Annotated in this window: 25 protein-coding genes; 7 read left to right on the top strand and 18 right to left on the bottom strand. The window is 67.9% G+C overall.

Annotated features, from left to right (window positions below; translation table 11 throughout):
• Positions 1 to 59 precede the first annotated feature (59 nt).
• Positions 60 to 968 carry a DnaJ C-terminal domain-containing protein gene (locus tag ACN5W5_RS15310; protein ID WP_420049359.1) on the top strand — a complete coding sequence of 303 codons (909 nt, stop codon included), beginning with the start codon at positions 60 to 62 and terminating at the stop codon, positions 966 to 968.
• On the top strand, positions 965 to 1,303 hold the full coding sequence (locus ACN5W5_RS15315) for a chaperone modulator CbpM (RefSeq protein WP_420049360.1): 339 nt from the start codon (positions 965 to 967) through the stop codon (positions 1,301 to 1,303). Before ACN5W5_RS15310 ends, ACN5W5_RS15315 begins: the two co-directional genes overlap by 4 nt.
• A gap of 63 nt (positions 1,304 to 1,366) precedes the next feature.
• Here ACN5W5_RS15315 and ACN5W5_RS15320 read toward each other — a convergent pair whose 3' ends face one another.
• The 15 genes from ACN5W5_RS15320 to ACN5W5_RS15390 form a co-directional block, all read right to left on the bottom strand.
• Positions 1,367 to 2,644 carry an aspartate aminotransferase family protein gene (locus ACN5W5_RS15320; protein ID WP_420049361.1) on the bottom strand — a complete coding sequence of 426 codons (1,278 nt, stop codon included), beginning with the start codon at positions 2,642 to 2,644 and terminating at the stop codon, positions 1,367 to 1,369.
• Positions 2,637 to 3,737: a phosphotransferase gene (locus tag ACN5W5_RS15325; RefSeq protein ID WP_420049362.1), complete on the bottom strand. Its 1,101-nt coding sequence runs from the start codon at positions 3,735 to 3,737 to the stop codon at positions 2,637 to 2,639. The genes ACN5W5_RS15320 and ACN5W5_RS15325 overlap by 8 nt, the downstream gene beginning before the upstream one ends.
• Positions 3,737 to 4,765 (bottom strand): histone deacetylase family protein, encoded by a 1,029-nt coding sequence (locus tag ACN5W5_RS15330; RefSeq protein WP_420049363.1) that lies wholly within the window; start codon positions 4,763 to 4,765, stop codon positions 3,737 to 3,739. Before ACN5W5_RS15330 ends, ACN5W5_RS15325 begins: the two co-directional genes overlap by 1 nt.
• Positions 4,766 to 4,802: 37 nt before the next feature.
• A complete protein-coding gene (locus ACN5W5_RS15335; RefSeq protein WP_420049364.1) occupies positions 4,803 to 5,495 on the bottom strand; it encodes a GntR family transcriptional regulator in 693 nt (230 codons plus the stop codon).
• Between the two features lie 43 nt (positions 5,496 to 5,538).
• The gene (locus tag ACN5W5_RS15340) at positions 5,539 to 6,423 is read right to left on the bottom strand and encodes a DMT family transporter (RefSeq protein WP_420049657.1); all 885 of its coding nucleotides are present in this window, start codon (positions 6,421 to 6,423) and stop codon (positions 5,539 to 5,541) included.
• Positions 6,424 to 6,493: 70 nt separating this feature from the next.
• Positions 6,494 to 7,738: a Zn-dependent hydrolase gene (locus ACN5W5_RS15345; protein ID WP_420049365.1), complete on the bottom strand. Its 1,245-nt coding sequence runs from the start codon at positions 7,736 to 7,738 to the stop codon at positions 6,494 to 6,496.
• Positions 7,735 to 8,772, bottom strand: a complete 1,038-nt coding sequence (locus ACN5W5_RS15350) for a histone deacetylase family protein (protein ID WP_420049366.1) — start codon at positions 8,770 to 8,772, stop codon at positions 7,735 to 7,737. The genes ACN5W5_RS15345 and ACN5W5_RS15350 overlap by 4 nt, the downstream gene beginning before the upstream one ends.
• 85 nt (positions 8,773 to 8,857) lie before the next feature.
• Positions 8,858 to 10,246: an aspartate aminotransferase family protein gene (locus tag ACN5W5_RS15355; protein WP_420049367.1), complete on the bottom strand. Its 1,389-nt coding sequence runs from the start codon at positions 10,244 to 10,246 to the stop codon at positions 8,858 to 8,860.
• A 36-nt stretch (positions 10,247 to 10,282) separates the two neighbouring features.
• Positions 10,283 to 11,191 (bottom strand): 2-hydroxyacid dehydrogenase, encoded by a 909-nt coding sequence (locus tag ACN5W5_RS15360; protein WP_420049368.1) that lies wholly within the window; start codon positions 11,189 to 11,191, stop codon positions 10,283 to 10,285.
• A complete protein-coding gene (locus ACN5W5_RS15365; RefSeq protein ID WP_420049369.1) occupies positions 11,188 to 12,825 on the bottom strand; it encodes an ABC transporter ATP-binding protein in 1,638 nt (545 codons plus the stop codon). The genes ACN5W5_RS15360 and ACN5W5_RS15365 overlap by 4 nt, the downstream gene beginning before the upstream one ends.
• On the bottom strand, positions 12,822 to 13,664 hold the full coding sequence (locus ACN5W5_RS15370) for an ABC transporter permease (RefSeq protein WP_420049370.1): 843 nt from the start codon (positions 13,662 to 13,664) through the stop codon (positions 12,822 to 12,824). The genes ACN5W5_RS15365 and ACN5W5_RS15370 overlap by 4 nt, the downstream gene beginning before the upstream one ends.
• 9 nt (positions 13,665 to 13,673) lie before the next feature.
• Entirely contained in the window at positions 13,674 to 14,648 is a 975-nt protein-coding gene (locus ACN5W5_RS15375) for an ABC transporter permease (RefSeq protein ID WP_420049371.1), read from the bottom strand.
• A gap of 12 nt (positions 14,649 to 14,660) precedes the next feature.
• A complete protein-coding gene (locus ACN5W5_RS15380) occupies positions 14,661 to 16,223 on the bottom strand; it encodes an ABC transporter substrate-binding protein (protein WP_420049372.1) in 1,563 nt (520 codons plus the stop codon).
• A 47-nt stretch (positions 16,224 to 16,270) separates the two neighbouring features.
• Positions 16,271 to 17,029: a class II aldolase/adducin family protein gene (locus tag ACN5W5_RS15385; RefSeq protein ID WP_420049373.1), complete on the bottom strand. Its 759-nt coding sequence runs from the start codon at positions 17,027 to 17,029 to the stop codon at positions 16,271 to 16,273.
• 385 nt (positions 17,030 to 17,414) lie between these two features.
• Positions 17,415 to 18,218 (bottom strand): exodeoxyribonuclease III, encoded by an 804-nt coding sequence (locus tag ACN5W5_RS15390; RefSeq protein WP_420049374.1) that lies wholly within the window; start codon positions 18,216 to 18,218, stop codon positions 17,415 to 17,417.
• Between ACN5W5_RS15390 and pyrE the strand changes: the two genes are divergently transcribed.
• Together pyrE and ACN5W5_RS15400 are read left to right on the top strand one after the other, a co-directional pair.
• Positions 18,217 to 18,933, top strand: coding sequence for an orotate phosphoribosyltransferase (pyrE, locus tag ACN5W5_RS15395; RefSeq protein ID WP_420049375.1), 717 nt, complete (start codon positions 18,217 to 18,219; stop codon positions 18,931 to 18,933). The two genes, ACN5W5_RS15390 and pyrE, sit on opposite strands and share 2 nt — an antisense overlap.
• Positions 18,934 to 18,942: 9 nt before the next feature.
• Positions 18,943 to 19,587 carry a DUF4124 domain-containing protein gene (locus ACN5W5_RS15400; RefSeq protein ID WP_420049376.1) on the top strand — a complete coding sequence of 215 codons (645 nt, stop codon included), beginning with the start codon at positions 18,943 to 18,945 and terminating at the stop codon, positions 19,585 to 19,587.
• Positions 19,588 to 19,719: 132 nt separating this feature from the next.
• On the opposite strand, the gene gatB is transcribed toward ACN5W5_RS15400, so the two are convergent.
• From gatB to gatC, 3 genes are read right to left on the bottom strand one after another with little or no spacing between them, the layout of a single operon-like run.
• On the bottom strand, positions 19,720 to 21,174 hold the full coding sequence (gene gatB / locus ACN5W5_RS15405) for an Asp-tRNA(Asn)/Glu-tRNA(Gln) amidotransferase subunit GatB (protein ID WP_420049377.1): 1,455 nt from the start codon (positions 21,172 to 21,174) through the stop codon (positions 19,720 to 19,722).
• Between the two features lie 2 nt (positions 21,175 to 21,176).
• Positions 21,177 to 22,667 (bottom strand): Asp-tRNA(Asn)/Glu-tRNA(Gln) amidotransferase subunit GatA, encoded by a 1,491-nt coding sequence (gene gatA / locus ACN5W5_RS15410; RefSeq protein ID WP_420049378.1) that lies wholly within the window; start codon positions 22,665 to 22,667, stop codon positions 21,177 to 21,179.
• Positions 22,664 to 22,963: an Asp-tRNA(Asn)/Glu-tRNA(Gln) amidotransferase subunit GatC gene (gatC, locus tag ACN5W5_RS15415; RefSeq protein ID WP_177136900.1), complete on the bottom strand. Its 300-nt coding sequence runs from the start codon at positions 22,961 to 22,963 to the stop codon at positions 22,664 to 22,666. The genes gatA and gatC overlap by 4 nt, the downstream gene beginning before the upstream one ends.
• A gap of 267 nt (positions 22,964 to 23,230) precedes the next feature.
• On the opposite strand from gatC, the gene ACN5W5_RS15420 reads away from it, so the two are divergent.
• The 3 genes from ACN5W5_RS15420 to mreD are packed head-to-tail and all read left to right on the top strand — an operon-like array spanning position 23,231 to position 25,780.
• Positions 23,231 to 24,274, top strand: coding sequence for a rod shape-determining protein (locus tag ACN5W5_RS15420; RefSeq protein ID WP_177136899.1), 1,044 nt, complete (start codon positions 23,231 to 23,233; stop codon positions 24,272 to 24,274).
• 52 nt (positions 24,275 to 24,326) lie between these two features.
• The gene (mreC, locus tag ACN5W5_RS15425; protein ID WP_420049379.1) at positions 24,327 to 25,253 is read left to right on the top strand and encodes a rod shape-determining protein MreC; all 927 of its coding nucleotides are present in this window, start codon (positions 24,327 to 24,329) and stop codon (positions 25,251 to 25,253) included.
• A complete protein-coding gene (gene mreD / locus ACN5W5_RS15430) occupies positions 25,250 to 25,780 on the top strand; it encodes a rod shape-determining protein MreD (protein ID WP_420049380.1) in 531 nt (176 codons plus the stop codon). Before mreC ends, mreD begins: the two co-directional genes overlap by 4 nt.

Consider the following 25,780-nt stretch of genomic DNA (forward strand, 5'->3'; position numbering starts at 1 on the left):
ACACCAGTGCACAGACCCGGTTATTCTGGTCACCCAAGCTGTGTCCCCGGGAGTTTTGCATGAAGTACAAAGACTATTACGCGGCCCTGGGCGTGCCGCGTGATGCGGACATCGACGCCATCAAGAAGGCCTACCGCAAGCTCGCCCGCGAGCACCACCCGGACATGTCCAAGGCGCCGGGGGCCGAGGCCCGCTTCAAGGAGGTGGCCGAGGCCTACGCGACGCTGAAGGACCCCGAAAAACGCGCCGCCTACGACGAGCTGGGCAGGCACCCGGCCGGTGAGCCGTTTTCGCCGCCGCCGCAATGGCGCCGCGACCACGCCACGAACGGCCCGGTGTTTGACGAGATGGACCTCGAAGACCTGCTCGCCGCCATGGGCCGGGGCCGCCGCCATCCGCAGGGACCTCTGCCCCGGGACGGACGCGATCTGGAAACCACCATTCGCATCAGCCTGGAAGACGCCCACCGCGGGCGCACCGTGCACCTGAGCCTGGACGACGGCGGCCAGGAGCGCACGCTGGAAGTGACCGTGCCGCCCGGCGTGCGCGATGGCCAGAAGCTCCGGCTGCGCGGCAAAGGCGGCAAAGGCCAGAACGGCGGCGCCGATGGCGACATCTACCTGCACATCACGCTGGCGCCGCACCGCATTTTCCGCACCGACCACCAGGACCTGTATTTCGACCTGGTGCTCACGCCCTGGGAAGCGGCGCTGGGCACGGAAGCCGAAGTGCCCACACTGGACGGTCCGGTGACACTGACCGTGCCGCCCGGCACGCGCTCGGGCCGCAAGCTGCGGCTGCGCGGGCGCGGCCTGGCGAACGGCCGCAGCGCCCCGGGCGACCTCTACGCCGTGGTGCTGATCGACGTGCCCGCCACCCTCACCGAGCGCGAACGCGAGCTGTTCGAAGCGCTCGCCAAGGACTCTTCGTTCCATCCGCGCACCGCGCCAACAGGAGCCACTTCATGAACACCGACATGCAAGCCGTCGAATGGGTCTGGCTCGACGAGGTTCAGAGCGTCACGCTGCCCGAGCTGGCGCGGGTTTGCGGCATCAGCACCGCCGACGTGGAAGAGCTGGTGGAATACGGCGCGCTGCGGCCGCTGCAGACCGGCCCGTCCGAGGCGGACCTGCGCCTGTTCAGCGCCGACTGCGTCACGCGCATGCGCACCGTCAGCAAGCTGCGCCAGGACTTCGACCTCGACCTGTTTGCCGTGGCGCTGCTGCTGGACCACATCCAGCGCATCGAAACGCTGGAGCAGCAGGTGCGCTCGCTGCAGGCGCAGCTGCCGGTGCGGCACTGAAATGAGTCCCCCGCTCTCTCGCCTTCGGCGGGAGGGGGACGGCACTGGTCCACCGTGGGGCCATCACCCCGCGATGGCCGTCAGCACCTCGTCCAGCCGCTGCACCAGCAGGTCGGCGTGCTCACGCGTGAACACGAGCGGTGGCCGGATCTTGAGCACGTTGGCGTGCTCGCCCGTGGCGCTGAGCAGCACCTGCCGCTCGCGCAGGCCGTTGACCACGCGCGCGGCGTCGGCCGCCGCCGGTGTGCGTGTGGAACGGTCGTCGACCAGCTCCACGCCCACGAACATGCCGGCGCCGCGCACCTCGCCCACCAGGGCATGGCGCTGGCCCAGTGCGGCCAGGCTTTCGCGCAGGTAGCGGCCCACCCGCAAGGCGTTGCGCTGCAGGTCCTGCTGTTCGATCACGTCCAGCACGGCCGATGCCGCGGCCATCGAGACCGGGTTACCGCCGAAGGTGTTGAAGTAGCGGCTGGTCTGGCCGAAGGCCCGCATGACCTCGGGCTTGACCACCAGGCCCGCGACCGGGTGGCCGTTGCCCATGGGCTTGCCCATGGTGACGATGTCGGGCACCACGCCATGGCGCATGAAGCCCCAGAACGCTTCACCGGTGCGCGCGAAACCGGGCTGTACTTCGTCGGCGATGAACACGCCGCCGGCCGCGTGGATGGCCTCCACGGCCTCGCGCAGGAAACCGGTCGGGCCGGTGAAGATGCCGTCGCTGGAGAACACCGTGTCCACCATCAACGCCGCCGGCGCGATGCCGTGCGCGCGCAGGTCGGCGATGGCGGCGCTCACGCCGTCGGCGAAGCGGCGGCCGGTGTCGTCATCGCCGCCCGAGGGCGCGTCCACCAGGCGCACGTGTTCGCCGATCTGCACGAACTTGCCCAGCGAGGGCGAGGCGCAGGCGATGGCCGAGGTCACGCCGTGGTAGGCGAAGCGCGTGACGATGAGCCCCTTGCCACCCGTGTGGGCCGTGGCGATGCGCATGGCCAGGTCGTTGGCCTCGCTGCCGGAACAGGTGAACGTGGCATGGCCCAATGCGGCCGGCATGGTGGCCAGCAGGCGCTCGGCGTAGTCGAGGATGCCGTCGTGCAGATAACGCGTGTGGGTGTTCAGCGTCGCGGCCTGGCGCGCGATGGCCTCGACCACGTGCGGGTGCGCATGGCCCACGCAGACCACGTTGTTGTAAGCGTCCAGGTAGGGCGTGCCGGCCGCATCGAACAGCCACACGCCTTCGCCACGCACGGGGTGGAAGGGCTGTTCGTAGAACAGGCGGTAGGCTGGACCGAGCAGGCGTGCGCGGCGCGCGAGCAGCTCGGACGTGGGGCTGGGTTCAGTCATGAAGGGGTTCCAGGGTGGACGTGCGGCAGGCCGCATGGATGGCCGACTGCACCTGATCGGGCGTCAGCGCGGCGCAGGCCGCGAGCCGCGCCCACGAGATGGCGTTGTTGCGCATCAGGTAGGCCGCGTTGTCGGGCTGGCGCGCGGCGCGCCAGCCGCTGATGGCCACCACCATGACCAGGCGCGCACGCACCAGGTCCAGCAGCAAGGCGGTCTCGGCTTCCTGCAACGGCGACACCGCGTGGTAGGCGGCCGCGAACGGCGCGATCGTGGCCAGTGCATCGCTGGTCTCGTCGATCTGGTAGGACGCAGCCACGGCGAGATCGTCGACCAGCGGGCCTTCCACCATGTCGCCGAAGTCCAGGATGCCCGACACACGGTCGGTCGCGTCCGGGTCGACCAGCAGGTTGTAGAGGTTGAAGTCGTTGTGGATGGGCTGGCGGCGCAACGTTGCCAGCCGGGGCTTGGCGCGCCGCTCGAAACCGTCGAGCGCGGCCTCGACCAGCGCGCGGCGCGCCGGGTCGGCCACGTGCACAAGCAGCGGGCGCACGCGGTCGGCGCGCTGGATGTCCCAGGGCAGCTCGCGCGCGCCGGCGGCGTGACGCAGGCCCAACAGGGCCAGGTCCAGCCGGGCCAGCATGCGCGCCACACTGAGCCGCTGTGCGGCCGAGCGCGGTGCCTGCGGCATCGGCAGGCCTTCGAGGTAGCTGAACACGCGGGCCACACGGGTGCGGCCTTCGGCGTCTTCGATCTGCACCGAAGGGGCGCCGTGCCGGTCGGGCAGCAGGCGCTGCACCGGCAGGCCCGCGTCGGTGGTGGCCACGTGCAGCAGGGCCTGGGTCTGGAAGTCGGCGACCAGCGGGTCTTCGTCCGGGTGCGAGAGCTTGAGCATGCGGCGTGCGCCGCCGTCCGACGGCTCCAGCAGAAAGTTGGCGTCGCGCTCGCCGGTCAGCGGCTTGAGCGTGCCGGAGAGTCCGTAGAGGCGTTGCAGCAGGTCGGTGGCCCAGTCGGCTCGCACTGGCGCGGATGGCGCGGTCAGCACCGCGGCCTCGGGCAGGGCCGCGCAGATGGCTGCGTCGAGGTCTTGCAGCATCACGCGGCCTTCTCGAATCCACCCAGCGCGCTGGCCAGGTTGGGGCCCAGGTCTTCCGACAGGTAGCCGCCTTCCTGCACCAGCACGGTCGGCAGGCCCAGACGGGCGATATCGCCGAGGATGCGCGCGAAGCCCGGGGTGCTGACGGCCAGTGCCTGGTAGGGGTCGTGCTCGTGCGCGTCCAAGCCCAGGGCCACGACCAGTGCGCCGGGTGCGAACGCGCGGATCGTGGCGTTTGCCGTCGCCAGCGCCTGCAGGAATCCCTCGTCCTGCGTGCCGCGCGCCAACGGCAGGTTCAGGTTGTAGCCCAGGCCATCACCTTCGCCGACTTCGTGCGCATGGCCGGTGAAGAAGGGCGTGCAGAAATGCGGGTCGCCGTGCAGGGAAATGGTCAGCACGTCCTTGCGCCGCCAGAAGATGCCCTGCGTGCCGTTGCCGTGGTGCACGTCGATGTCCAGGATCGCGACGCGGTCGTGCTGCTGGCGCAGGTGCTGGGCCGCGATGGCCGCGTTGTTGAGGTAGGTGAAGCCGTTGGCACGGTCGGCGTAGGCGTGGTGGCCGGGCGGACGGCACAGCGCGTAGGTCGCCCGTTCGCCGTCCAGCACCAGCTGCGCGGCGTGCGTGGCCACATGGGCCGACCAGGTGGCCGCATGCCAGGTGTGGCGGCCGATGGCGCAGGCCATGTCGCCCATGTGGTAACCCGCCTGGCCGACCAGGCTGTCGGGGTAGGTGAAGGGCTGGTTCGGAAACGGGTGCACGTTGGGCAAGACCTCGTCGGACGCACCGTCGAGTTGCTGCCAGCGTTCCCACACCGTCTCCAGGAAGCGCAGGTACTGGGGCGTGTGGATGGCTGCGCGCGGACCCGGGCCGTGGTCGTCGGGCGCCACGATGGTGTGGCCTTGCTGGCGAGCCGCGTTCAGCAGCAGCGTGCCGCGCTCGGGCTGCTCGTTGCTGCGCTTCATGCGCCCGCGAACGATGAATTGCTGCGGGTCGTGGCCGATGTGCTGATCGCTGTAGATGACTTTCATGTGGGGCTCATGGTTCTCATGTGGGGCGCATGGTTCTTCAGTTCTTCGAAAACAGGGCGCAGGCGTGGGCTTTGGCGTCTTCCAGATGGAAGCGCAGCGCGTGCTGCACGGCGGCCACGTCGCGGCGCGCCAGCGCGTGGGCGATGGGGCGGTGCGACTCGGCCAGGTCCTTGAGGTCGCCGTAGCTGTCTGCGCTGAGCGCGAGGAACATGCGCACCTCGGCTTGCATGTTGTCGAAGAGGCGGTGCAGGTAGTCATTGCCCGACAGCGTGCTGATGGTCAAGTGGAAGTCCAGGTCCAGCGCCACGCGCTCGACGGTGGTCAGCGCCTCGGCGCGCGCCACCATGTCGTCCACGCGCGCGTCGAGCTGGGCCAGCTCGGCGTCACTGGCGTGCTGGCAGGCCAGCGCGGCACCCAGCAGTTCGAGCTGGATGCGCACCTCGTACAGGTCGTTGACCTGCTTGGGTGACACGGTGCGCACCGCGAAACCATGGCGCGGACGCGAGACCAGCAGGCCCAGGCTTTCCAGGCGGCGCGCGGCCTCGCGCACGGGTGCGCGGCTCACACCCATCTGCCTGGCCAGCTCGGCTTCGACGATGCGCCCGCCGGGCGGGATGCGGCCCGACAGGATGGCCTCCTGCAACTGCGCCTCGACCACGCCGACGAGGTCAGGCACCTGGATCGATGAAAAGGCGGGGGCAGGTGCGGCTTTGGCCCGGCTGGATGTCATGGTGTGCTCCTTGTTTTGCATGTGTCACATTGCCTGTCGCGCATCATGCCGGTCGGCGCGCCCGCGCCAGATACACCCCGGCGGCAACGATCAGTGCCATGCCAGCCAGCGCCAGCGCGTCCGGCGGCCGCTGGAACCACAGCGTGCTGATCAGCACGGCCAGCAGCAGCTGCACGTAGTTGAGCGGCGCCAGCGTGGCCGCGCCAACCCGGCGGAACGCCGCCAGCAGCAAGAGCTGCGCGCCGCCGCTGACGGCGCCGCCGCCAATCAGCAGCGCCATCTCGGGCCAGGGCGGCAACGTGATGTGCGGCATGAACAGCACCGGCAGGTTGGTGACCAGCAGGCAGGCCAGCGCCATGTGGGCGAACTGCACGGGCGCCGGCACCAGGCCGGAGAGCCGGCGCGTGAGCACCTGGAACAGCGCGTAGCAGACGGCCGACACGGCCATCAGCAGCGTGCCCACCAGCGGCAGGCTGCCGCCCGGGCGCACGATGCACAACATGCCGGCGAAGCCCAGCAGCACGGCCGTCCACTGCGCGCGGCCCACGCGCTCCCCCAGCAGCCAGGGCGACAGCGCCACCATCATCAGCGGCGCTGTGAAGTAGATCGCCGTGGCCTCGGCCAGCGGCATGGTGACCAGCGCCGTCATGAAGCAGGTGGCCACGATGGCCAGCGACACGCTGCGCGCCGTCAGAAGCTTCTGGTGCGGCTGGCGCCACAGCCTGAAGTCACCATGGCGCAACAGCAGCACCAGCGCGATGGCGCCGATGAAGATGTAGCGGCCCAGGTTGACGATCTCTGGCGGGTAAATGGCCACCATCTGTTTGGCGAAGGCGTCGTAGACCGCAAACAGCACCAGCGCGCACAGGAACAGCGCGATGCCGATGGCCGTGCTGTCGCGGCGCGGCGCGGTGGCGACCGTTTGCACCGCGTTCACTGGACGACCCTCCGTGCCGCGCACTGCGGGGCTGAGCGCCTTCGGAACGGCCGGACCGTGCTCATTCGGCTTGCGCCAGCATGGCGCCCAGCAGCACGTTGGCGCCGGCCTCCAGATGGCGCGGATCGGCGTCTTCCACCTCGTTGTGGCTGATGCCGTCTTTGCAAGGCACGAAGATCATCGCGGTGGGCACGCGGCGCGCCATGTAGACGGCGTCGTGGCCGGCACCGGTCACGATGTCGCGGTGCGAGCTGCCGCGCGCCCGGGCCTCGCTGCGCACACATTCGACCAGCGCGCGGTCGAACGGCGTGGGCGAGAACTGCTGGACGTCGACGATCTGCACGTCCACACGCGTGCCCGTGGTCTCGCCCGCGGCGAGCGCGGCGGCCGCAACGCGAAAGCGCTGCTCCATCTGATCGAGCAGCGCGGCGTCTTCATGGCGCAGGTCGACCGTGAAATCGACGCGGCCGGGGATCACGTTGCGCGAGGCCGGGTGCACCCTGACCACGCCCACCGTGCCACGACCCAGCGGCGCGAACGCGGGGTCGTTGGCGATCTCGATCACGGTCTGCATCAGGTGCGTGGCCGCGTACAGCGCGTCGCGGCGCAGCGCCATGGGCGTGGGGCCGGCGTGGGCCTCCATGCCGGTGACCGTCACGTCGTACCAGCGCAGGCCCAGCGAGCCGGTGACCACGCCGACGACGGTCTGCTCGGCCTCCAGGATCGGGCCCTGCTCGATGTGCGCCTCCAGGTAACACGCGGCCTGCACCGTGCCGATGGGCGCACTGCCGGCATAGCCGATGGCGGCGAGCTCGTCGCGCACGGCCAGGCCATCCAGGTCGGTGGCGGTCAGCGCGGTCTCCAGCGGGAACACGCCGCAGTGCACGCCCGATCCCATCATCACGGGCACGAAGCGCGTGCCTTCCTCGTTGGTCCAGATCGCCAGCGCCAGCGGTGCCTCGGTGGTGATGCCGTGGTCGTTCAGCGTGCGCATGACCTCCAGCCCGGCCATCACGCCGTAGCAGCCGTCGAAGCGCCCGCCGGTGGGCTGGGTGTCGATGTGGCTACCGGTCATGACCGGGCGGCGCTGCGGGTCGCGCCCCGGACGCACACCGAAGATGTTGCCGATCTGGTCGACCGTGATGGCCAGACCGGCCTCGCGCATCCAGCCGACCACCAGGTCGCGGCCCTGGCCGTCCAGGACACTCAAAGCGAGTCGGCAGTTGCCGCCCTTGGGCGTGGCGCCGATGCGGGCCAGGTCCATCAGGCTCTGCCAGAGGCGCTGGCCATTCACAGAGACCGTCATGCGTTCAACCCCTCCAGGAACGCGTCGAGCGCCCCACCGATGGCCTCGACCATGTAACCGCCTTCCTGCACCACCACCGTGGGCAGGCCCAGTGCGCGCACGCGCGCGCCGGCCAGGCGGAAGGCCTCCATGTCGAACTTCAGCACGCTGATGGGGTCGTCCTTGTAGGTATCGAAGCCCAGCGGCAGCACCAGGGCCTGCGGCTGGAAACGCTCGATGGCCGCCACCGCCTGGTCCAGCGCCTGGGCGAATTCGGCGTTGCCGCTGCCGTGCGCCAGCGGCAGGTTCAGGTTGAAGCCTTCGCCCTCCCCCGTTCCGCGCTCGTGCGCGTACCCTGTGTACCAGGGGTAGTAGTTGGACGGGTCGGCGTGCGTGGACACGGTCAGCACGTCGCCCCGCTCGTAGAAGATCTGCTGCGTGCCGTCGCCGTGGTGGGCGTCGATGTCGAGCACAGCCACACGGGCGTGGGTCTGGCGCAGCGTGACGGCGGCGATGGCGCTGTTGTTCACGTAGCAGAAGCCCGCCGCGCGCGCACGCTGGGCGTGGTGGCCCGATGGCCGGCACAGCGCGTAGGCGACGCCGCCTGTCTTGCGCACCGTCTCGGCGGCGGCCAGTGCGGCGTGCGCCGAACGCAGCACCGAACGCCAGGTGTTCGGGCCGATGGGGCAGGACAGGTCACCGACGTACCAACCCGTCTGTGCCAGCACCGAGGGCGAGGGGCAGACCCCCTGGCGTGTGCCATGCGGCGACATGTTGGGCAGCACCTCGATGCCCGGCTGCAGACCGAACGACTCGATCTTCTGCCAGCGCTCGAACGCCGATTCCAGGTAGTCCAGGTAATCGGTGGCGTGCACCTGCTCCAGGGCCTCGCGGCCGGCCTCGCGCGGCACGCTGACCGTGATGCCGCGCGCGGCCAGCGCGCGCTGCAGCGCTTCGGCGCGCGTGGGCAGGTCGGCGGGCTTGCAGATGCGGCCCACGCGCATGTACTGCTGCGGGTCGTGCAGCAACTGGTCGTCGGAGAAGAAGGCTTGCATGGTCATCATTACCGTCCGGCCGCCCGAAGGCATTGAAGCGCCCCTTCGGGGGGCAGTGATACGCGATGTGAAGAGCGTGAGGGCATCATGATTTCAGCTCGGCGTCGAAGCGGTCCATCGCGCGGGTCAGGCGCGCGAGCAGGTCGTCCAGCTCCGCCTGCGTGATGATCAGCGGCGGGCACAGGCCGATGCTGTCGCCCATGGCGCGCACGATGAGGCCTTCTTCCAGCGCCAGCGCGGCGAAGCGGTGGCCGGCCTTGCGCTCGACCCCGAACGGCGTGCGCGTGGCCTTGTCGGCCACGAGCTCGATGGCGCCGATCAGGCCCACGCCACGCACGTTGCCGACCCAGGGCCGCCCGGCGAAAACCTGCAGGCCGGCCTGGAAGGCGGGGGCCAGTTCGCGCACGTGCTCGACGAGGCGCTCGTCCTCATAGACCTTGAGCGTCTCCAGCGCCACGGCGCAGGCGACCGGGTGACCCGAGTAGGTGTAGCCGTGGCCGAAACTGCCGAGCTTGCCGCTGTGGGCGGCGATCGCGCGGTGCACCTTGTCGTTGACCATCACGGCCGAGATCGGCACATAACCCGAGGACAAGGCCTTGGCGCAGGTCAGGATGTCGGGCTCGATGCCAAACGTCGTGCTACCGAACATGTTGCCGGTGCGCCCGAAGCCGCAGATCACCTCGTCGACGATCATGAGCACCCCGTGCTTGCGCAGCACGGCCTGCACTTTCTCGAAGTAGCCGGCGGGCGGCACCAGCACGCCGCCCGCGCCCATCACGGGTTCGGCGATGAAGGCGGCGACCGTCTCCGGGCCTTCGGCGAGGATGGTCTGCTCCAGCTGCGCGGCCAGGCGCGTGGAGAAATCCTGCTCGGTCTCGCCGGGCTCGGCGTAGCGGTAGTGGTGCGGGCAGTCCACGTGCAGGAAGCGCGCGGGCGTGGTGGCCAGGGGCAGGTCGAAGTCGCGGTGGTTGCCGTCCAGCCCGCCCATGCTGGCCGCGGCCACGGTGACGCCGTGGTAGGCGTTGCGCCGCGCGATGATCTTCTTCCTGGCCGGTTGGCCGATGGCGTTGTGGTAGTACCAGACCATCTTGGCCGCGCTGTCGTTGGCCTCGGAGCCCGAGTTGGCGAAAAACACGCGCGCCATGGGCACGGGCGCCAGCGCGAGCAGTCGCTCGGCCAGGTCGGCCACAGCCACGTTGGTGCGCTGGTTGAACGTGTGGTAGTACGGCAGGGTCTTCAAGGCCTTCGCGCCGGCGTCGGCCAGCCGCTGGTTGGAGAAGCCCAGCGAGGCGCACCACAGGCCCGACATGCCTTCGACGTAGCGCCGGCCCTGGTCGTCGATGACGTGGATGCCGTCGCCGCCCACGATCACCATAGGCGGCGTGTTCGGCAAGGCCGCGAGGTTGGTGTAGGAATGCAGGTGGGTGGCGACGTCTTTGGCGCCGGTGCTGCGGTGTTCGGTCATGGGATGCATTGCCTGGGGTTGTCTTGGGGTGTTGTCAGGCCCGGCTCAGCCTCTCAGCCGGGCCAGGTTGTCGTGGATCTGCTGCGCGATGGTCTGCGGCTCGGTGCGGGTTGCGACGTGTGGCGTGATGGTGATGCGCGGGTTCGGCCAGAACGGGTGGCCCGGTGGCAGTGGCTCTTCGACGAAGGCGTCGAGCACGGCCGAGGCGAGCTGGCCACTGTCCAGTGCCTCGATCAGGTCGTTCTGGACCAGATGCGCGCCACGGCCTGCGTTGACCAGGCGGGCGCCGGGCGGCAGTTGCGCGAACAGATCGGCGTTGAGGATGCCGCGCGTGTCGTCGGTCAGGGGCAGCAGGCAGACCAGCGTGTCGCAGCCGGCCAGAAAATCGCCACGAGCTGCGTCGCCATGGAAGGCTTCGATGCCGGCGGGCAGGTTGCTCTTGGGGCTGCGGCTCCAGCCGCGCACCGTGTAGCCGATGGCCACCAGCGCGTGCGCCACCGATTGGCCGAGCACGCCCAGGCCGGCGATGCCAACGCGGTGCCGGCCCGGCGGCACGATGGGCGCCTCTTCCCACGCATGGCGGCGCTGGTTGTCGAGGTAGCGGCCCATGTGGCGCTGGCCGTGCACCACGGCCCAGGCGACGTAGGCGTTCATGCCCGCCGCCATGTCGGCGTCGACAATGCGGCACACCGGCACGTCGGGCAGCGCGGGGTCGCGCGTGATGTGGTCGGTGCCGGCGCCGACGGACTGCACCAGGCGCAGGCGCGGCATGCGCGCCAGCAGCCCCGGCGGGGGCGACCAGCAGACCACGGCGTCGATGGCCTCCAGCGCATCGAGCTCCTGTACCTCGGTGTCGATGCGGTGCAGCCGGGCCTCCGGGAAGCGCGCCTGGAAGGCCGGTCGCAGGTAGTCCATGGCGATCTGGTCGGAGACCAGGGCGATGTTGAGCGTCATGCCGCCACCGCCTCGACCGCGGCCGACAGCCGCGGCTGTGCCTCGATCAGCGTGCGCGTGTAGGCGTGCTGCGGATTGGCCAGCACCTTCGCCGTCTCGCCGTATTCGACGATCTCGCCGCGCTGCATGACGGCGATGTGGTCGCACATCTCCCCGGCCACGCGCAGGTCGTGCGTGATGAAGACCATGGCCAGCTGGAAGCGCTCGCGCACTTCGGAGAACAGCTTCAAGACCTGCGCCTGCACCGACACGTCGAGTGCCGACACCGGCTCGTCGGCCACCAGCAGCTGAGGCTCCATGGCCAGCGCTCTCGCGATGCCGATGCGCTGGCGCTGGCCGCCCGAGAACTCGTGCGGGAAACGGTCGGCCGCCTCGGGGCCCAGGCCCACCAGCTGGAGCAGTTCCACGGCGGCGGCCATGGCCTCGGCCCTGGACTTGCCTTGCGCGATCGGCCCCTGCGCGATGGCCGCACCGATGCGGTGACGCGGGTTCAGCGAGGCATACGGGTCCTGGAAAACCATCTGGATCTTGCCCTGCGTCTGTGCGCGGAACTGCGCACCCGACTGCAGCGTGCGGCCTTTGAACAGCACGCGGCCACTGTCGAACGGCGCCAGGCCGACGATGCATCGGCCAACGGTGGACTTGCCCGAGCCCGACTCGCCCACCAGCCCCAGCGTCTCGCCACGCCGCACGTCGAAAGAGAGGCCCTTGGCGGCTTCGACGTGCCGGCCTTTCCTGAACAGGCTGCCACCGGTCACGTAGGTCTTGCGCAGGTCCTGCACCTGAAGCACATGCTCGATAGAGCGCTGGTCGGCCGACCCACGCATCTGGCCGTTCGGGATGGCGGCGATCAGCTTGCGCGTGTAGGCATGCTGCGGGCGGGCCAGCACGGCGGCGGCCGAGCCGGCCTCGACCACCTGGCCGGTCTGCATCACCACCACCTGGTCGGCGATCTCGGAGACCACGCCGAAGTCGTGTGTGATGAACAGCACGGCCGTGCCCTTGCGCTGCTGCAGCTCGCGTATCAGCTGGAGGATCTGCGCCTGCGTGGTCACGTCCAGCGCGGTGGTGGGTTCGTCGCAGATCAGCAGCGCGGGCTCCAGCGCCAGCGCGCAGGCGATCATCACGCGCTGGCGCTGGCCGCCGGACAGGCGGAACGGGTAGCTGTCGATCAACAGCCCGGGTTCCGGCAGGCCCACGTCGGCCAGCGCGGCGAGGATGCGCTGGCGCTTCTCGGCGGCACCCAACTGCACATGCGCGTCGAACACCTCGGCGATCTGATCCCCGATGCGCATCACCGGGTTCAGCGCCGTCATGGGCTCCTGGAACACCATGCCCATGCGCCGGCCGCGCAAGGTGCGTAGCTGTTGTTCGCCCAACTGCAGCAGGTCTTGCCCGTCGAACAGGATGCGGCCGGCCACGGGCTCCACGTGCGGCCTTGGCAGCAGCCCCATGATGGCGTTGGCGATCATGGACTTGCCAGAGCCGGATTCACCGACCACGCACAGGGTCTGACCCGGCATCAGTTGCAGCGAGGCGCCTTGCACGGCCAGCGCGCGGTCGGCGCCAGAGGGCAGGCGGATGTCGAGGGCCTGGATGTCGAGCACCGGTTGCATGGGAATCTCCTTGTTCATTTGCCCCTCCCGTCTGCGCGTGCGTTCAATCCGTCGTTCAGGCCTTCACCGACCAGGTTCAGCGCCAGCACCGTGAGCAGGATGGCCAGGCCCGGGAACACCGCCATCCACCAGGCCTGGCGCAGCACCGTGCGCGCCGAGCCGACCATGTAGCCCCAGCTCATCTGGTTCGGGTCTCCCAGGCCCAGGAAGCTCAGGGACGATTCGAGCAGGATGGCCGTGGCCACCATCAGCGAGGCCATGACCACGATGGGCGAGGCTGCGTTGGGCAGGATTTGCGTGAGGATGATGCGCGGCGTGGACTGCCCGGCCAACTGGGCGGCTGCCACGAAGTCGCGCTGGCGCAGGGTCAGGAACTCGCTGCGCACCAGCCGTGCCACGGGTGGCCACGACACCACGGCAATTGCCGCCACGATGGACTGCACCGAGGGCTCGAAGATCGCCACCAGCACGATGGCCAGCGCGAAGCTCGGGATCGCCTGGAACAACTCGGTGAAGCGCATCAGCGTGGCATCGACCCAGCCGCCGAAGTAACCCGAGATGGCACCGATGGACACACCGATCAGCAACGAGACCACGGTGGACACCACGCCAATCAGGAGCGAGACGCGGGCGCCGGCCACGATGCCCGACAGGATGTCGCGGCCCAGGGTGTCGGTGCCCAGCGGCATGCCCTGCTCGGCCAACGGTTGGGCGAACGGCATGCCGACCATGTCCCAGGGGTCGTGCTGGGCAACGAAGGGGCCGAGCACGGTCACGAGTGCCACCAGCATCAACACGATGAGGCCGAACACGGCGCCCTTGTTGCGGCAAAAGCGCCGCCAGAAACTGCTTTTCATCAGGGTTCCTCAGCTCAGTTCGATGCGTGGGTCCACGAGCGTGTAGACGAAGTCGGTGATCAGGTTGAACAGCACGGCCATCGCCGCGGTGAACAGGAAGCAGCCCAGCAGCAGGTTGTAGTCGCGCTGCAGCAGCGCATCGAACATCAGCCGGCCAATGCCGGGCCAGGCGAACACGGTTTCGGTCAGCACGGCGCCGCCGATCATTCCGCCGGCCTGGATACCGGCCAGCGTGACCACCGGCAGCAACGCGTTGCGCAGGATGTGCTTGCGCTGGATGCGGCCAGTTGGCACGCCCTTGGCGCGCGCGGTCTTGACGAAGTCCATCTGCGCCACTTCGAGCATGGCGGCGCGCGTCATGCGGGCGTAGACAGCCATGTAGAAGAGGCCCAGGGTGCCGGCCGGCAAGATCAGGTGCTGGGCGATGTCGAGCACACGGTCCAAGCCCGTGAGGTCCGCGCCGACGGTGAAAAAGCCAAAGGCCGGCAGCAGGTCCAGCTGCACGGTGAACAGCAGCACCGCCATCATCGCGAGCCAGTACAGCGGCGTGGCATAGAACACCAGCGCCACCACGGTGATGGCGCTGTCCAGCCATTTGCCAGCGTTGCGGCTGGCCAGCGCACCCAGGCCGATGCCCATGGCCAGCGACAGCGCGAAGGCGGTGCCGGTCAGCAGCAGCGTGGCGGGCAGGCGCTCCAGGATCAGGTCGACCACGGGCTGCTGCTGGCGGTAGGAGTAACCCAGGTCAAGCTGCAGCACATGGCCCAAGTAGTTGGCCAGCTGCGTGGGCAGCGGCTGGTCCAGCCCGAACTGGGCGCGCAGCTGGGCCACGAACTGCGGGTCGGATGCACCCGCCTCACCCGCCATGATGGACACCGGGTCGCCCGGCGCCGCGCGCACCAGCAAGAAGTTGACGGTCGCGATCAGCAGCAAGGCCAGCAGGCCTTGCAGGATTCGCACGGACATGAACTGGAGACGTTTCATGGCGGGGTCTGCTCAGCCGATCTTGATGCGACCCAGGCTGTCGTTCAGGCCAATGCCCGAACTCACGACGTTCTGGATCTTGCTGCGGTACAGCGTGGGGAAATTGATCTCGTGCAGCCATGCCACAGGCACCTCGTCCACCAGGATCTTCTGCACTTCCGCATAGATGGCTTTACGCTTGGCCAGGTCGCCCTCTTTCGCACCGGCGGCGAACATTTCGTCGACCTTCGTGTTCACGTAGCCGCTCACGTTGTTGAACGGCGAGCCCTTGGCGATGTTGCTGCTGGTGTAGTTGCGAGCCACGCCGAGTGCCGGGTCTCCGTACTGGTAGACGTAGGTGAAAGCAAGGTCGAAGTCCCACTCGTTGCAGCGCTGGTTCCAGCCGGCCACATCGGTGGCGACCATGTCGATCTTGATGCCGGCCTGCGTGAGGTTCTGGCGCACGATGTCGGCCTGGCGCTGCCAGGACTCGCCGTAGGGCAGCGGCAACAGGCGCAACGTCTCACCCTTGTAGCCCGACTCGGCCAGCAGCTTCTTGGCCTTGTTGAGGTCGCGCGGGTACTTGGTCACGTCGTCGCTGGCAAAAGCGATGTGGCTGTTGAACGGCCCGGTGGCCGGCTTGGCGAAACCGTACCAGGCGATCTTGGCCATGGCCTCGCGGTCGATGGCGGTCCACACGGCCTGGCGGAACTTGACGTTGTTCATCGGCGCGGTGCGGTTGTTCATCCACAGCCAGCTGTGCGGCGCGAAGAACTCCCAGCCCTTGGTGGTCACCGAAGTGCCGGGCAGTTTGGCCAAGCGGTTGACGTCGAAGTACTCCACCGTGCCGCCCGGCGCGATGTCGACCTTGCCCGATTCGAACGCCGCGGCGCGTGCGGCGGCGTCGGGGATCACGTGGAAATACACGCTCTCCACCGTGACCGCACCGGCCTGGTGGTAGGCCTCGTTGGCCACCAGGTGGATGTAGGTGCCCTTGACCCATTCCTTGAATTTCAGCGGTCCGGTGCCGATGGGCGTGGCGTTGGCCGGGTTGTTCAGGAAGTCGGTGCCTTCGTAGATGTGCTTGGGCAGCATGGGCATGGTGCCGTTCTCGAAGAGGCCCAGGAAGGGTCCGAACGGCTGCTTGAGTTTGAACTCCACGGCGAGCGGGTTCAGCGCCTTGATGGAGTCCACGTGCGCCAGGCTGGCACGCAGGCGCGCATGCGTCTTGCGCAGGAAGACGTCGCACGAAAACACCACGTCGTCGGCCGTGAAGGGCTTGCCGTCGTGCCATTTCACGTTGGGCTTGAGCGTGAAGACATAGGTCTTGTTGTCCGGGCTGACGGTCCAGGACAGGGCCAGTTGGGGTTGCGGCTCCAGTTTTTCGTTGTAGCGCAGCAGGCCTTCGTAGATGTTGCCGGAGATCAGCTGGGTAGGACCGTTCTGCACGATGCCCATCATCAGGCCCGGCGGTTCGGGCTGGACCAGCACGTTGACAACGCCTTTCTTGGCCTGGGCCAAACTGTGCAGGGGCACCCCTGCAATGGACAGGCCGAAGGCGGCGGGGACGGCTTGGATCAGGTGGCGGCGTTTCATGGGTGCGGGCCTTTCAGTGTGTGGGGCAGGGGAAGGAGGGAGAAATCTCAATCGCGGAACGAGGCCGTGCTGGCAGGTTCCAGCCGTTGCAACAGGGCGCGCCATTCGCGGGCGTAGGGGTCGGTGGGCGCGGAAGCCAGGCGGTTGGTGTCACCACTGGCGTACTGGAGCGCGGTCAGCTCGCAGACCTCTTCGGGCACCGGGTTCACGGGTTGACCCGTGCCCTGGATGGCCACCTGCACGCGGCAGGCGCGCTCCAGGTTGTGCATCAGGATGAAGGCCTCGGCCACGCTGCGGCCCAGTGTCACCAGGCCGTGGTTGCGCAGGATCAGCGCGTTCGAAGTCGGGCCCAGGTCGGCCACCAGGCGCTCACGCTCTTCATGGTTCAAGGCAATGCCCTCGAACGCGTGGTACGTGACGCGGTTGTGGAACTGCAGCGCCCACTGGTTGCAGGGCTGCAGCCCGCCTGCCAGCGACGACACCGCCACACCCGCCACCGTGTGGGTGTGGAGCACACAGACGGCGTCGTGCCGGGCCGCGTGCACGGCGCTGTGGATCGTGAAGCCCGCCGGATTGACGTCGTGGGGGCTGGGCTCGACCACATGGCCGTCCAGGTCAATCTTGACCAGCGAGGAGGCGGTCACGTCCCGAAACAGCATGCCGAAAGGGTTGATCAGGAACTGGTCTTTCGTGCCCGGCACGCGCGCCGAGATGTGCGTATAGATGCTGTCATCCATGCCGTACTGGGCAATCAGCCGGTAGGCGGCGGCCAGGTCGCCACGCACTTCGCGCTCGGCGGCAGACATGGCGGGATTTGCGCCGGCAAGCGCGTGCAAGGGGGTATTTCGTTGGGCTGAGGTCACGGTTTGCTCTAATGTTTACTGTCATCTGTCGACAGAATGCATAGTGCAGAATCCGTGCCAAGCACAGAATCGGTAAAAACCCGTTGATCTCGATCAAAAAGGTGGTTTCAGGTGCGCAGATCGCACCAAATATGGGCGGCAATGGCTGTTTGCCGTGCGGGCGCACGATCCTCGGCAGCACCGCTTCGGTTGCCCGGTCACCTGAACACGCCCAGCAAGGCGGTCGCCGGGCAGTGCGGCCGATCGGGCACGGCCTGCGGGCGGGTGTCCCCGCTTCAACCCGTCAAGAAAAGGGCTTGAGGCTTCGCCTCTGGTGCGCCCGCCACCATCAGAGCTGAAAGTCGTATTCGATCGTGATGGGCGCGTGGTCGCTGAACTTCTCGCCCTTGTAGATCGCTTCGGTGCGCGCGTGTTCGGCCAGCGCCGGCGTGGCCAGGTGGTAATCCAGCCGCCACCCCACGTTGTTCGCGTAGGCCTGGCCACGGTTGCTCCACCACGTGTAGCAGGTCTCGGTGGTGTCGGGCTGCAGGCGGCGGTACACGTCGACCAGGCCGCCTTCCGTCAGCAGCTTCGTCATCCAGGCGCGCTCTTCGGGCAGGAAGCCGCTGTTTTTCTGGTTGCTGCGCCAGTTCTTCAGGTCGGCGTTCTGGTGCGCGATGTTGACGTCGCTGCAGATGATGAACTCGCGCTGGCCTTTGAGCGCCATCAGGTGCGGGTAGAACACATCGAGAAAGCGGTACTTGGCCTCCTGGCGCTCGGGGCCTGAAGAGCCGCTGGGGCAGTACACGCTGATGATGGAGCGCTTCGCCTTGGGCGTGTCGAAGCGCAGTTCCACGTAACGGCCTTCGGCGTCGAACTCGCCGCCGTCGAACCCCACCACCACATCGCTGGGCTCATGGCGCGTGTAGACGGCGACGCCGGAGTAACCTTTCTTCTCGGCGAAGTGAAAGTGGCCTTTGAGCCCGGCGATGGCCTCGAAGCGCCCGCTCACGTCGGGCGCCTGCGCTTTGACTTCCTGCACACAAATACAATCGGGCGCATGCTTGGCAAGCCACGCCTCCAGCCCTTTGTTGCTGGCGGAGCGGATGCCGTTGAGGTTGAGGCTGGTCAGTTTGAACAAGGATTTCCCCATGGTGTTGGAAGCGGGCTCGGCGGCTGCCGGAACAAAAGACGGTGCGCTGGCGCAGGACTTCGTGCAGTTCTGCGTGGACTCGGGCGTGCTGCGCTTTGGCGAGTTCAAGACCAAGGCGGGGCGGCTCTCGCCTTACTTTTTCAACGCCGGCCTGTTCGATGACGGCGCCAAGCTCGGTCGGCTCGCGCAATTCTATGCAAAAGCCCTGCTGGAGAGCGGCATCGAATTCGACATGATTTTCGGCCCCGCCTACAAAGGCATTCCGCTCGGTGCGGCGGTCGCCATCGAGCTGGCGCGCCTGGGGCGCAACGTGCCCTTTGCCTACAACCGCAAGGAAGCCAAGGACCACGGTGAAGGGGGTTCGCTGGTGGGCGCGCCACTCCAGGGGCGGGTGCTGATTGTCGATGACGTGATGTCGGCCGGCACCGCCGCGCGCGAATCCATCGCCCTGATCCAGGCCGCTGGCGCCAAGCCGCACGCGGTAGCGATCGCGCTGGACCGCCAGGAGAAGGCCACCGAGGTCGGCGCCGACGGCGTGCAGCGTGACGTGGAGCACAGCGCGGTGCAATACGTGCGCAACCAGCTCGGCCTGCAGGTCTGTGCCATTGCGACCTTGGCCGATTTGCTGCAGTATCTGCGGCAGAACACTGGCGACGAACTTGCCAGCCACCGCGACCGGGTGCTGGCCTACCGCCAGCGCTACGGCGTAGCCTGAGGACCTGCTTTGCCCGCTCCACTTCGCCTGCTGCTCCCGTCAACGTCCATCGCATGGGGCGTGGTGCTGATGGTGGTGTCGACGGTGGCGCTGGCCCAGGGCAAAGGCATCTACACCTGCATTGACGGCAAAGGACGGCGCATCACATCGGACCGCCCGATCACCGAATGCCTGGACCGTGAACAGCGCGAACTCACGGGCTCCGGGACGGTCAAGCGGGTCGTGCCACCGAGCTACACGGCCGAGGAACGTGCCAGGATCGACGCCCAGAAGAAGGCCGAAGAAGCCTTGCAGGCCCGCATTGCCGAAGAAAAGCGCCGGGATCGGGCGCTGCTGATCCGCTACCCGAACAAGCCCGTGCACGACAAGGAGCGCGCCGACGCGCTGGCCCAGATCGACGACGTGATCAGCGCGGTCAACAAACGCGCCCAGACCCTGCTCGACCAGCGCAAGGACATCAGCGCCGAACTGGAGTTCTACCAGAACGACGTGAGCAAAGCGCCGCAGTGGCTGCGCCGCAAGCTGGAAGACAACGAACAGCAGGTGGCGGTCCAGCAGCGCTTCGTGGTGGAACAGACCCAGGAAAAACAGCGCCTGAACGCGCGCTTCGACGAAGAGCTGGTGAAGCTGCGTCAGCTCTGGGGACAGAAGTAGTCCCTCCCTGCGCCGCTGACGCGGCTTCCCCCTGAGGGGGACAACGCCTTTGGCCCGGCGGAGCCGGTTCTTCGGCGTTTGCTGGGTGGGGCACGCGCTCCGGAGATAGCCCGAAGCTGGTGCCCCTGCTCTTCACTGAAGCTTTTGCTTGAGCAGGTCGTTGGCCTGCTGCGGGTTGGCCTTGCCCCTGCTGGCTTTCATGACCAGGCCCACCAGCGCGTTGAAGGCCTTGTCCTTGCCGGCGCGGAACTGTTCGACCATGGGCGCGTTGGCGGCCATCACCTCGTCGATGATCTTCTCCAGCGCGCCGGCGTCGTTCATCTGCTTGAGGCCTTTGGCTTCGATGACGGCATCCACATCGCGGCCCTCTCCGCTCCACAGCGCGTCCATCACCTGCTTGGCGGCGTTGTTCGACACGGTGCCGTCGGCGATGCGGCCAATCAGCGCCGCCAGTTGCGCAGCACTCACCGGCGCACCGGCCATGTCGCGCTCCTCGGCATTGAGCCGGCGAGACACCTCGCCCATGATCCAGTTGCTCACCAGCTTCGGCTGGCCGCAGGCCTTGGCCGCCGTCTCGAAGTAGGCGGCCATCGCCGGGCTCTGCGTGAGCGTGGTGGCGTCGTATTCGGGCAGGCCGTAGGTCTGCACCAGCCGCTCGGCCATCTGGCGCGGCAGTTCGGGCATGCCGGCCTTCACCTGCTCCACCCAGTCGCGTGCGATCACCAGCGGTGGCAGATCCGGATCAGGGAAATAGCGGTAGTCGGCCGCGTCTTCCTTGGTGCGCATGGCGCGCGTCTCACCGGTGTCGGGATCGAACAGCACGGTGGCCTGCTGGATGGCGTGGCCGTCTTCGATCTGCTCGATCTGCCAGCGCACCTCGTAGTCGATCGCCTGCTGCATGAACTTGAACGAGTTCAGGTTCTTGATCTCGCGGCGCGTGCCCAACTCCGCACCGGGCTTGCGCACCGAGACGTTGGCGTCGCAGCGGAACGAACCTTCCTGCATGTTGCCGTCGCAGATGCCGATCCATGTCACCGTCTTGTGCAACTCTTTCGCGTAGGCCACGGCCTCGGCGCTGGAACGCATGTCGGGCTCGGTCACGATCTCCAGCAGCGGCGTGCCGGCGCGGTTCAGGTCGATGCCGCTCATGCCGTGGAACTCTTCGTGCAGGCTCTTGCCCGCGTCTTCTTCCAGGTGCGCGCGCACCAGGCGCACGGTCTTCTTCTCGTCACCGAGGAAGAAGCTCACCTCGCCGCCCTGCACCACCGGGATCTCGAACTGGCTGATCTGGTAGCCCTTGGGCAGGTCGGGGTAGAAGTAGTTCTTGCGCGCGAACACGCTCTGTTCGGCGATGTGCGAACCCAGCGCCAGGCCCAGGCGGATGGCGTGCTCCACCGCGCCGCGGTTCATCACCGGCAGCGTGCCGGGCAGCGCCAGGTCCACCGCGCAGGCCTGCGTGTTGGGCTCGGCGCCGAAGGCCGTGGGCGCGCGGCTGAAGATCTTGGACTGCGTGGCGAGCTGGGCGTGGGTCTCGAAGCCGATCACGACCTCGTAGCCTTGCACCAGGAGGGATTTGCTGGAACTCATATTCAGAAACCTTGAGGTGCGCGGGTGTGCCAGTCGGTGGCCTGCTGGAAGGCGTGCGCGGTCTGCAGCAGCTCGCCTTCCTTGAAGTAGTTGCCCACCAGTTGCAGGCCCACCGGCATGTTCGCCGCGCCGAAGCCGGCCGGCACGCTCATGCCGGGCAGGCCGGCCAGCGAGGTGGACAGGGTGTAGATGTCGGCCAGGTAGTTGGCGACCGGGTCGTCGCTCTTCTCGCCGATCTTCCAGGCCACCGTGGGCGCCACCGGGCCGGCGATCACGTCGCACTGGGTGAAGGCTTGCTGGAAGTCCTGCGCGATCAGGCGGCGGATCTGTTGTGCCTTGAGGTAGTACGCGTCGTAGTAACCGTGGCTCAGCACATAGGTGCCGATCATGATGCGACGCTGCACCTCGGGGCCGAAGCCTTCGCTGCGCGACTTCTTGTACATGTCGGCCAGGTCGTCGAACCTGGCGGCGCGGTGGCCGAACTTCACGCCGTCGAAGCGGCTGAGGTTGGACGACGCTTCGGCCGGCGCGATGATGTAGTAGACCGGGATGGACAGTTCGGTGCGCGGCAGCGAGATGTCGACCAGCGTGGCGCCGAGCTTTTCATATTCGGACAACGCAGCGCGCACGGCGGCCAGCACGTCCGGCGCGCAGCCTTCGCCGAAGAACTCCTTCGGCAGGCCGATGCGCAGGCCCTGGAGCGGTTGCGCAGCGGTCGCGCCCTCGCGCGGCAGACCCAGCAGGCGCGTGTAGTCCTCGGCCGGGTGGTCGAGGCTGGTGGAGTCGCGGTCGATGTCGGGGCCGGCCATGGCGGTGAGCAGCGTGGCGCAGTCGGCGGCACTGCGCGCCATCGGACCGGCCTGGTCGAGGCTGGAGGCGAAGGCCACCATGCCGTAACGCGAACAGCGGCCGTAGGTGGGCTTGATGCCGGTGATGCCGGTGAAGCTGGCGGGCTGGCGGATCGATCCACCGGTGTCGGTGCCGGTGGCGGCGGGCACCAGGCGCGCAGCGACGGCGGCGGCCGAGCCGCCCGAGGAACCGCCCGGCACGCGCGCCGCGTCCCAGGGGTTGTGCACCGGCGCGTAGGCCGAGTTGTCGTTGCCCGAGCCCATGGCGAACTCGTCGCAGTTGAGCTTGCCCAGGGTCACGGCGCCGGCGGCGGCGAGCTGGCTCACCACGGTGGCGTCGAACGGGCTCTGGTAACCGGCCAGCATCTTGCTGCCGGCGGTGGTGGGGAAGCCCTGGGTGACGAAGATGTCCTTGTGCGCCAGCGGCACGCCGAGCAGCGGGCCTCGCTCGCCCGCAGCGATGCGTGCGTCGGCGGCCTGGGCCTGGGCCAGTGTCAAGTCTTCGTTGAACGCCAGATAGGCGCCGAGGTTCTGGTGTTCCTTGGCGCGCGCGAGCAGGTGCTGCGCGGCTTCGACGCTGGAGGTCTTCTTGTCGGCAATGGCGGCGGCCAGTTCGGCCACGCCCAGGTGGTGGAGCTCGTTCATTCGATCACCTTGGGCACGAGGAACAGACCGCGCTCGACGGCGGGCGCACTCTTCTGGTTCGCTTCGCGGTTGTTGGGTTCGCTCGCCACGTCCGGGCGCAGGCGCAGGCTGACGTGATCGATCACGGCGGTGGGATGGGCCAGCGGCTCGACACCGGTGGTGTCGACAGCGTTCATCTGCTCGACGATGTCAAAAAAACCGTTGAGCTGGCCCAGCATGCGCTCGCTTTGGGTACCGCTCAGTTCCAGGCGCGCCAGGTTGGCGATGCGCCCGATGTCGGACAGGGTCAGGGACATGGCAGAACTCGGTTCCGGAGTAAGAAAAAAGAAACCACCCAAACAGCGCCCCAAGTGCGCTGAAACGGGGTGTAAAGGGAAGATTTAGCCCCTTGATGGGCGAAGTTATGCACAGGGGATGCGGTATTATCCAAGGTTTAGCGGCAAATCCCGCGCCGAAACAGTTTTTGTCGCTGAATCAAAGACTTGTAGACCCCGACTTCCCCGTACAGACACCAGGCGATGGCCGCACGAAGCTGCTGCCATGCCCCACAGGATTTTTGCACCATGTTTGAAGCATTCCGTCGGCAGTTTTCGACCGACCTGGCCATTGACCTTGGCACCGCCAACACCCTGATATACGTTCGCGGCAAGGGCATCGTGCTGGACGAACCTTCGGTGGTCTCGATCCGCCACGAAGGCGGCCCCCAGGGCAAGAAGACGATCCAGGCGGTGGGCAAGGAAGCCAAGGCCATGCTCGGCAAGGTGCCCGGCAACATCGAAGCCATCCGCCCGATGAAGGACGGTGTGATCGCCGACTTCACCGTTACCGAGCAGATGCTCAAGCAGTTCATCAAGATGGTGCACCCGCGCTCGATGTTCAAGCCGAGCCCACGCATCATCATCTGCGTGCCCTGCGGCTCGACCCAGGTCGAGCGCCGCGCCATCCGCGAATCGGCGCTGGGCGCCGGGGCCTCCGAGGTTTACCTGATTGAAGAACCCATGGCCGCGGCCATCGGCGCCGGCCTACCGGTGTCCGACGCGTCGGGCTCCATGGTCGTCGACATCGGCGGCGGCACCACCGAAGTCGGCGTGATCTCCCTCGGCGGCATGGTCTACAAGGGCAGCGTGCGCGTCGGCGGCGACCGCTTCGACGACGCCATCATTGCCTACATCCGCCGCAACTACGGCATGCTGATCGGCGAGCCCACCGCCGAAGCGATCAAGAAAAACATCGGATCGGCCTTCCCCGGCAGTGAAGTGCGGGAAATGGAAGTCAAGGGCCGCAACCTGTCCGAGGGCGTGCCGCGCAGCTTCACGATCTCCAGCAACGAAATCCTCGAAGCCCTGACCGACCCGCTGAACAACATCGTCTCGGCCGTCAAGATGGCGCTGGAACACACGCCGCCCGAGCTGGGGGCCGACATCGCCGAGCGCGGCATGATGCTGACCGGCGGCGGCGCGCTGCTGCGCGACCTTGACCGCCTGCTGGCCGAAGAAACCGGTCTGCCGGTGCTGGTGGCCGAAGAGCCGCTGACCTGCGTGGTGCGCGGCTGTGGCATGGCCCTGGAGCGCATGGAGCGCCTGGGCACCATCTTCACCAGCGAATAAGTCCCCGCGCCGGTTTCCGGCCTGACCGCACCACCCGCGAGCCTTTCCCGACATGCCACTGGGCACCCTGGACCGCACCCCGCCCCCCTTCTTCAAGCAGGGGCCTTCGGCCCTGTCCAAGCTCATGGTGTTCAGCGCCGTGGCCTTGTTTCTGATGGTGGCCGACCTGCGCTTTCGCATCACCGCGCCGGTGCGCGGCGCCGTGGCGACGGTCCTGTACCCGCTCCAGTGGCTGGTGATGCAACCGGTCCAGGCGGCGGGTCAAATGGGCGGCTATTTCACCAGCCTGCACCAGGCCCAGCAACGGGAAAGCGCTGCCATGCAGCAGCTCGCCACCCAGTCCGAACGGGCGCTGCAGGTGGAGCAACTGGCGCTGGAGAACCAGCGCCTGCGCGAGCTGCTGTCCATGCGCGAACGCATCACGACCCCGTCGATGGGCGCGCAGGTGCTGTACGACGCCGCCGACCCTTACTCGCGCCGCATCGTGATCGACCGGGGTCAGGCCCACGGCATCGCACTCGGCTCGCCGGTGATCGACGACAGCGGCGTGCTCGGCCAGGTCACCCGTGTCTATCCGCTGGTGTCCGAAGTCACCCTGCTGATCGACCGCGACCAGGCCATTCCCGTGCTCAATACGCGCACCGGCGTGCGCAGTGTGGCGTTCGGCCAACCCGGACCCGAGGGCGACGCGCTGGAACTGCGCTACACCCTGGCCAATGTGGACATCGTCGAGGGCGATCTGCTCACCACCAGCGGTGTGGACGGCGTCTACCCGCCCGGCCTCCCGGTGGCCCGGGTCAACGCCGTGGGCCACCGCGCCGAGTCCGCCTTCAACCGCATCAGCTGCACGCCGCTGGCGCGGGTGCACGGGGCGCTGCACGTGCTGGTGCTGGCGCCGGTGGGTGAACACCTGCCGCCTTCGCCCCTGCAAGCAACCCCTGCGGCGCCGCAGGCCCGGATCGGGAGTGCACGACCATGATCATGCGTCCCGGCCAGCAGCTGCTGCTGCCCGCCAACCCGCTGTTCATCTGGTTCAGCCTGCTGGGCGCCCTGGTGCTCAACATGCTCATGAACACCGGCCTGTGGGGGCGTGCCGCCTGGGTGCCCGATCTGCTGGCGATCACGCTGGTGTTCTGGAGCGTGCACCAGCCACTGCGCATCGGCGTCGGCGTTGCCTTCGTGTTCGGCCTGACCATGGACGTGCAACAAGGCGCCCTGCTCGGTCAGCACGCCATGGCCTACACCGTGCTGGGCTTCCTCGCCGTCTCCATGCACCGGCGCCTGCTCTGGTTCGGCGTGCCCACCCAGGCGGTGCAGGTGCTGCCCCTGCTGATGGCGGCGCATCTGCTGGAGCTGCTCGTGCGCATGGTGGCGGGTGGCGCGTTTCCGGGCTGGTCGTTTTTCCTCGCGCCGGTGATCGAAGCTGCGTTGTGGCCTGTGGTCAGCGTGCTGCTGCTGGCACCGCAGCGCCGCGCTCCGAATCCTGACGACAACCGGCCTCTGTGA

The organism is Hydrogenophaga sp. ZJX-1, from assembly GCF_048590325.1.
GTDB lineage: Bacteria > Pseudomonadota > Gammaproteobacteria > Burkholderiales > Burkholderiaceae_C > Hydrogenophaga.

What these genes read in the sequence shown, in the direction of transcription:
- ACN5W5_RS15370 (WP_420049370.1), bottom strand. Translation starts at nt 13,664, where the DNA reads ATGAAAAGCAGTTTCTGGCGGCGCTTTTGCCGCAACAAGGGCGCCGTG.
- ACN5W5_RS15310 (WP_420049359.1), top strand. Translation starts at nt 60, where the DNA reads ATGAAGTACAAAGACTATTACGCGGCCCTGGGCGTGCCGCGTGATGCG.
- ACN5W5_RS15375 (WP_420049371.1), bottom strand. Translation starts at nt 14,648, where the DNA reads ATGAAACGTCTCCAGTTCATGTCCGTGCGAATCCTGCAAGGCCTGCTG.
- mreD (WP_420049380.1), top strand. Translation starts at nt 25,250, where the DNA reads ATGATCATGCGTCCCGGCCAGCAGCTGCTGCTGCCCGCCAACCCGCTG.
- ACN5W5_RS15355 (WP_420049367.1), bottom strand. Translation starts at nt 10,246, where the DNA reads ATGCATCCCATGACCGAACACCGCAGCACCGGCGCCAAAGACGTCGCC.
- ACN5W5_RS15330 (WP_420049363.1), bottom strand. Translation starts at nt 4,765, where the DNA reads ATGAAAGTCATCTACAGCGATCAGCACATCGGCCACGACCCGCAGCAA.
- ACN5W5_RS15350 (WP_420049366.1), bottom strand. Translation starts at nt 8,772, where the DNA reads ATGCAAGCCTTCTTCTCCGACGACCAGTTGCTGCACGACCCGCAGCAG.
- ACN5W5_RS15325 (WP_420049362.1), bottom strand. Translation starts at nt 3,737, where the DNA reads ATGCTGCAAGACCTCGACGCAGCCATCTGCGCGGCCCTGCCCGAGGCC.
- ACN5W5_RS15315 (WP_420049360.1), top strand. Translation starts at nt 965, where the DNA reads ATGAACACCGACATGCAAGCCGTCGAATGGGTCTGGCTCGACGAGGTT.
- gatB (WP_420049377.1), bottom strand. Translation starts at nt 21,174, where the DNA reads ATGAGTTCCAGCAAATCCCTCCTGGTGCAAGGCTACGAGGTCGTGATC.
- ACN5W5_RS15335 (WP_420049364.1), bottom strand. Translation starts at nt 5,495, where the DNA reads ATGACATCCAGCCGGGCCAAAGCCGCACCTGCCCCCGCCTTTTCATCG.
- ACN5W5_RS15360 (WP_420049368.1), bottom strand. Translation starts at nt 11,191, where the DNA reads ATGACGCTCAACATCGCCCTGGTCTCCGACCAGATCGCCATGGACTAC.
- pyrE (WP_420049375.1), top strand. Translation starts at nt 18,217, where the DNA reads ATGGTGTTGGAAGCGGGCTCGGCGGCTGCCGGAACAAAAGACGGTGCG.
- ACN5W5_RS15390 (WP_420049374.1), bottom strand. Translation starts at nt 18,218, where the DNA reads ATGGGGAAATCCTTGTTCAAACTGACCAGCCTCAACCTCAACGGCATC.
- ACN5W5_RS15365 (WP_420049369.1), bottom strand. Translation starts at nt 12,825, where the DNA reads ATGAACAAGGAGATTCCCATGCAACCGGTGCTCGACATCCAGGCCCTC.
- ACN5W5_RS15420 (WP_177136899.1), top strand. Translation starts at nt 23,231, where the DNA reads ATGTTTGAAGCATTCCGTCGGCAGTTTTCGACCGACCTGGCCATTGAC.
- ACN5W5_RS15385 (WP_420049373.1), bottom strand. Translation starts at nt 17,029, where the DNA reads ATGTCTGCCGCCGAGCGCGAAGTGCGTGGCGACCTGGCCGCCGCCTAC.
- gatA (WP_420049378.1), bottom strand. Translation starts at nt 22,667, where the DNA reads ATGAACGAGCTCCACCACCTGGGCGTGGCCGAACTGGCCGCCGCCATT.
- ACN5W5_RS15380 (WP_420049372.1), bottom strand. Translation starts at nt 16,223, where the DNA reads ATGAAACGCCGCCACCTGATCCAAGCCGTCCCCGCCGCCTTCGGCCTG.
- mreC (WP_420049379.1), top strand. Translation starts at nt 24,327, where the DNA reads ATGCCACTGGGCACCCTGGACCGCACCCCGCCCCCCTTCTTCAAGCAG.
- ACN5W5_RS15320 (WP_420049361.1), bottom strand. Translation starts at nt 2,644, where the DNA reads ATGACTGAACCCAGCCCCACGTCCGAGCTGCTCGCGCGCCGCGCACGC.
- gatC (WP_177136900.1), bottom strand. Translation starts at nt 22,963, where the DNA reads ATGTCCCTGACCCTGTCCGACATCGGGCGCATCGCCAACCTGGCGCGC.
- ACN5W5_RS15345 (WP_420049365.1), bottom strand. Translation starts at nt 7,738, where the DNA reads ATGACGGTCTCTGTGAATGGCCAGCGCCTCTGGCAGAGCCTGATGGAC.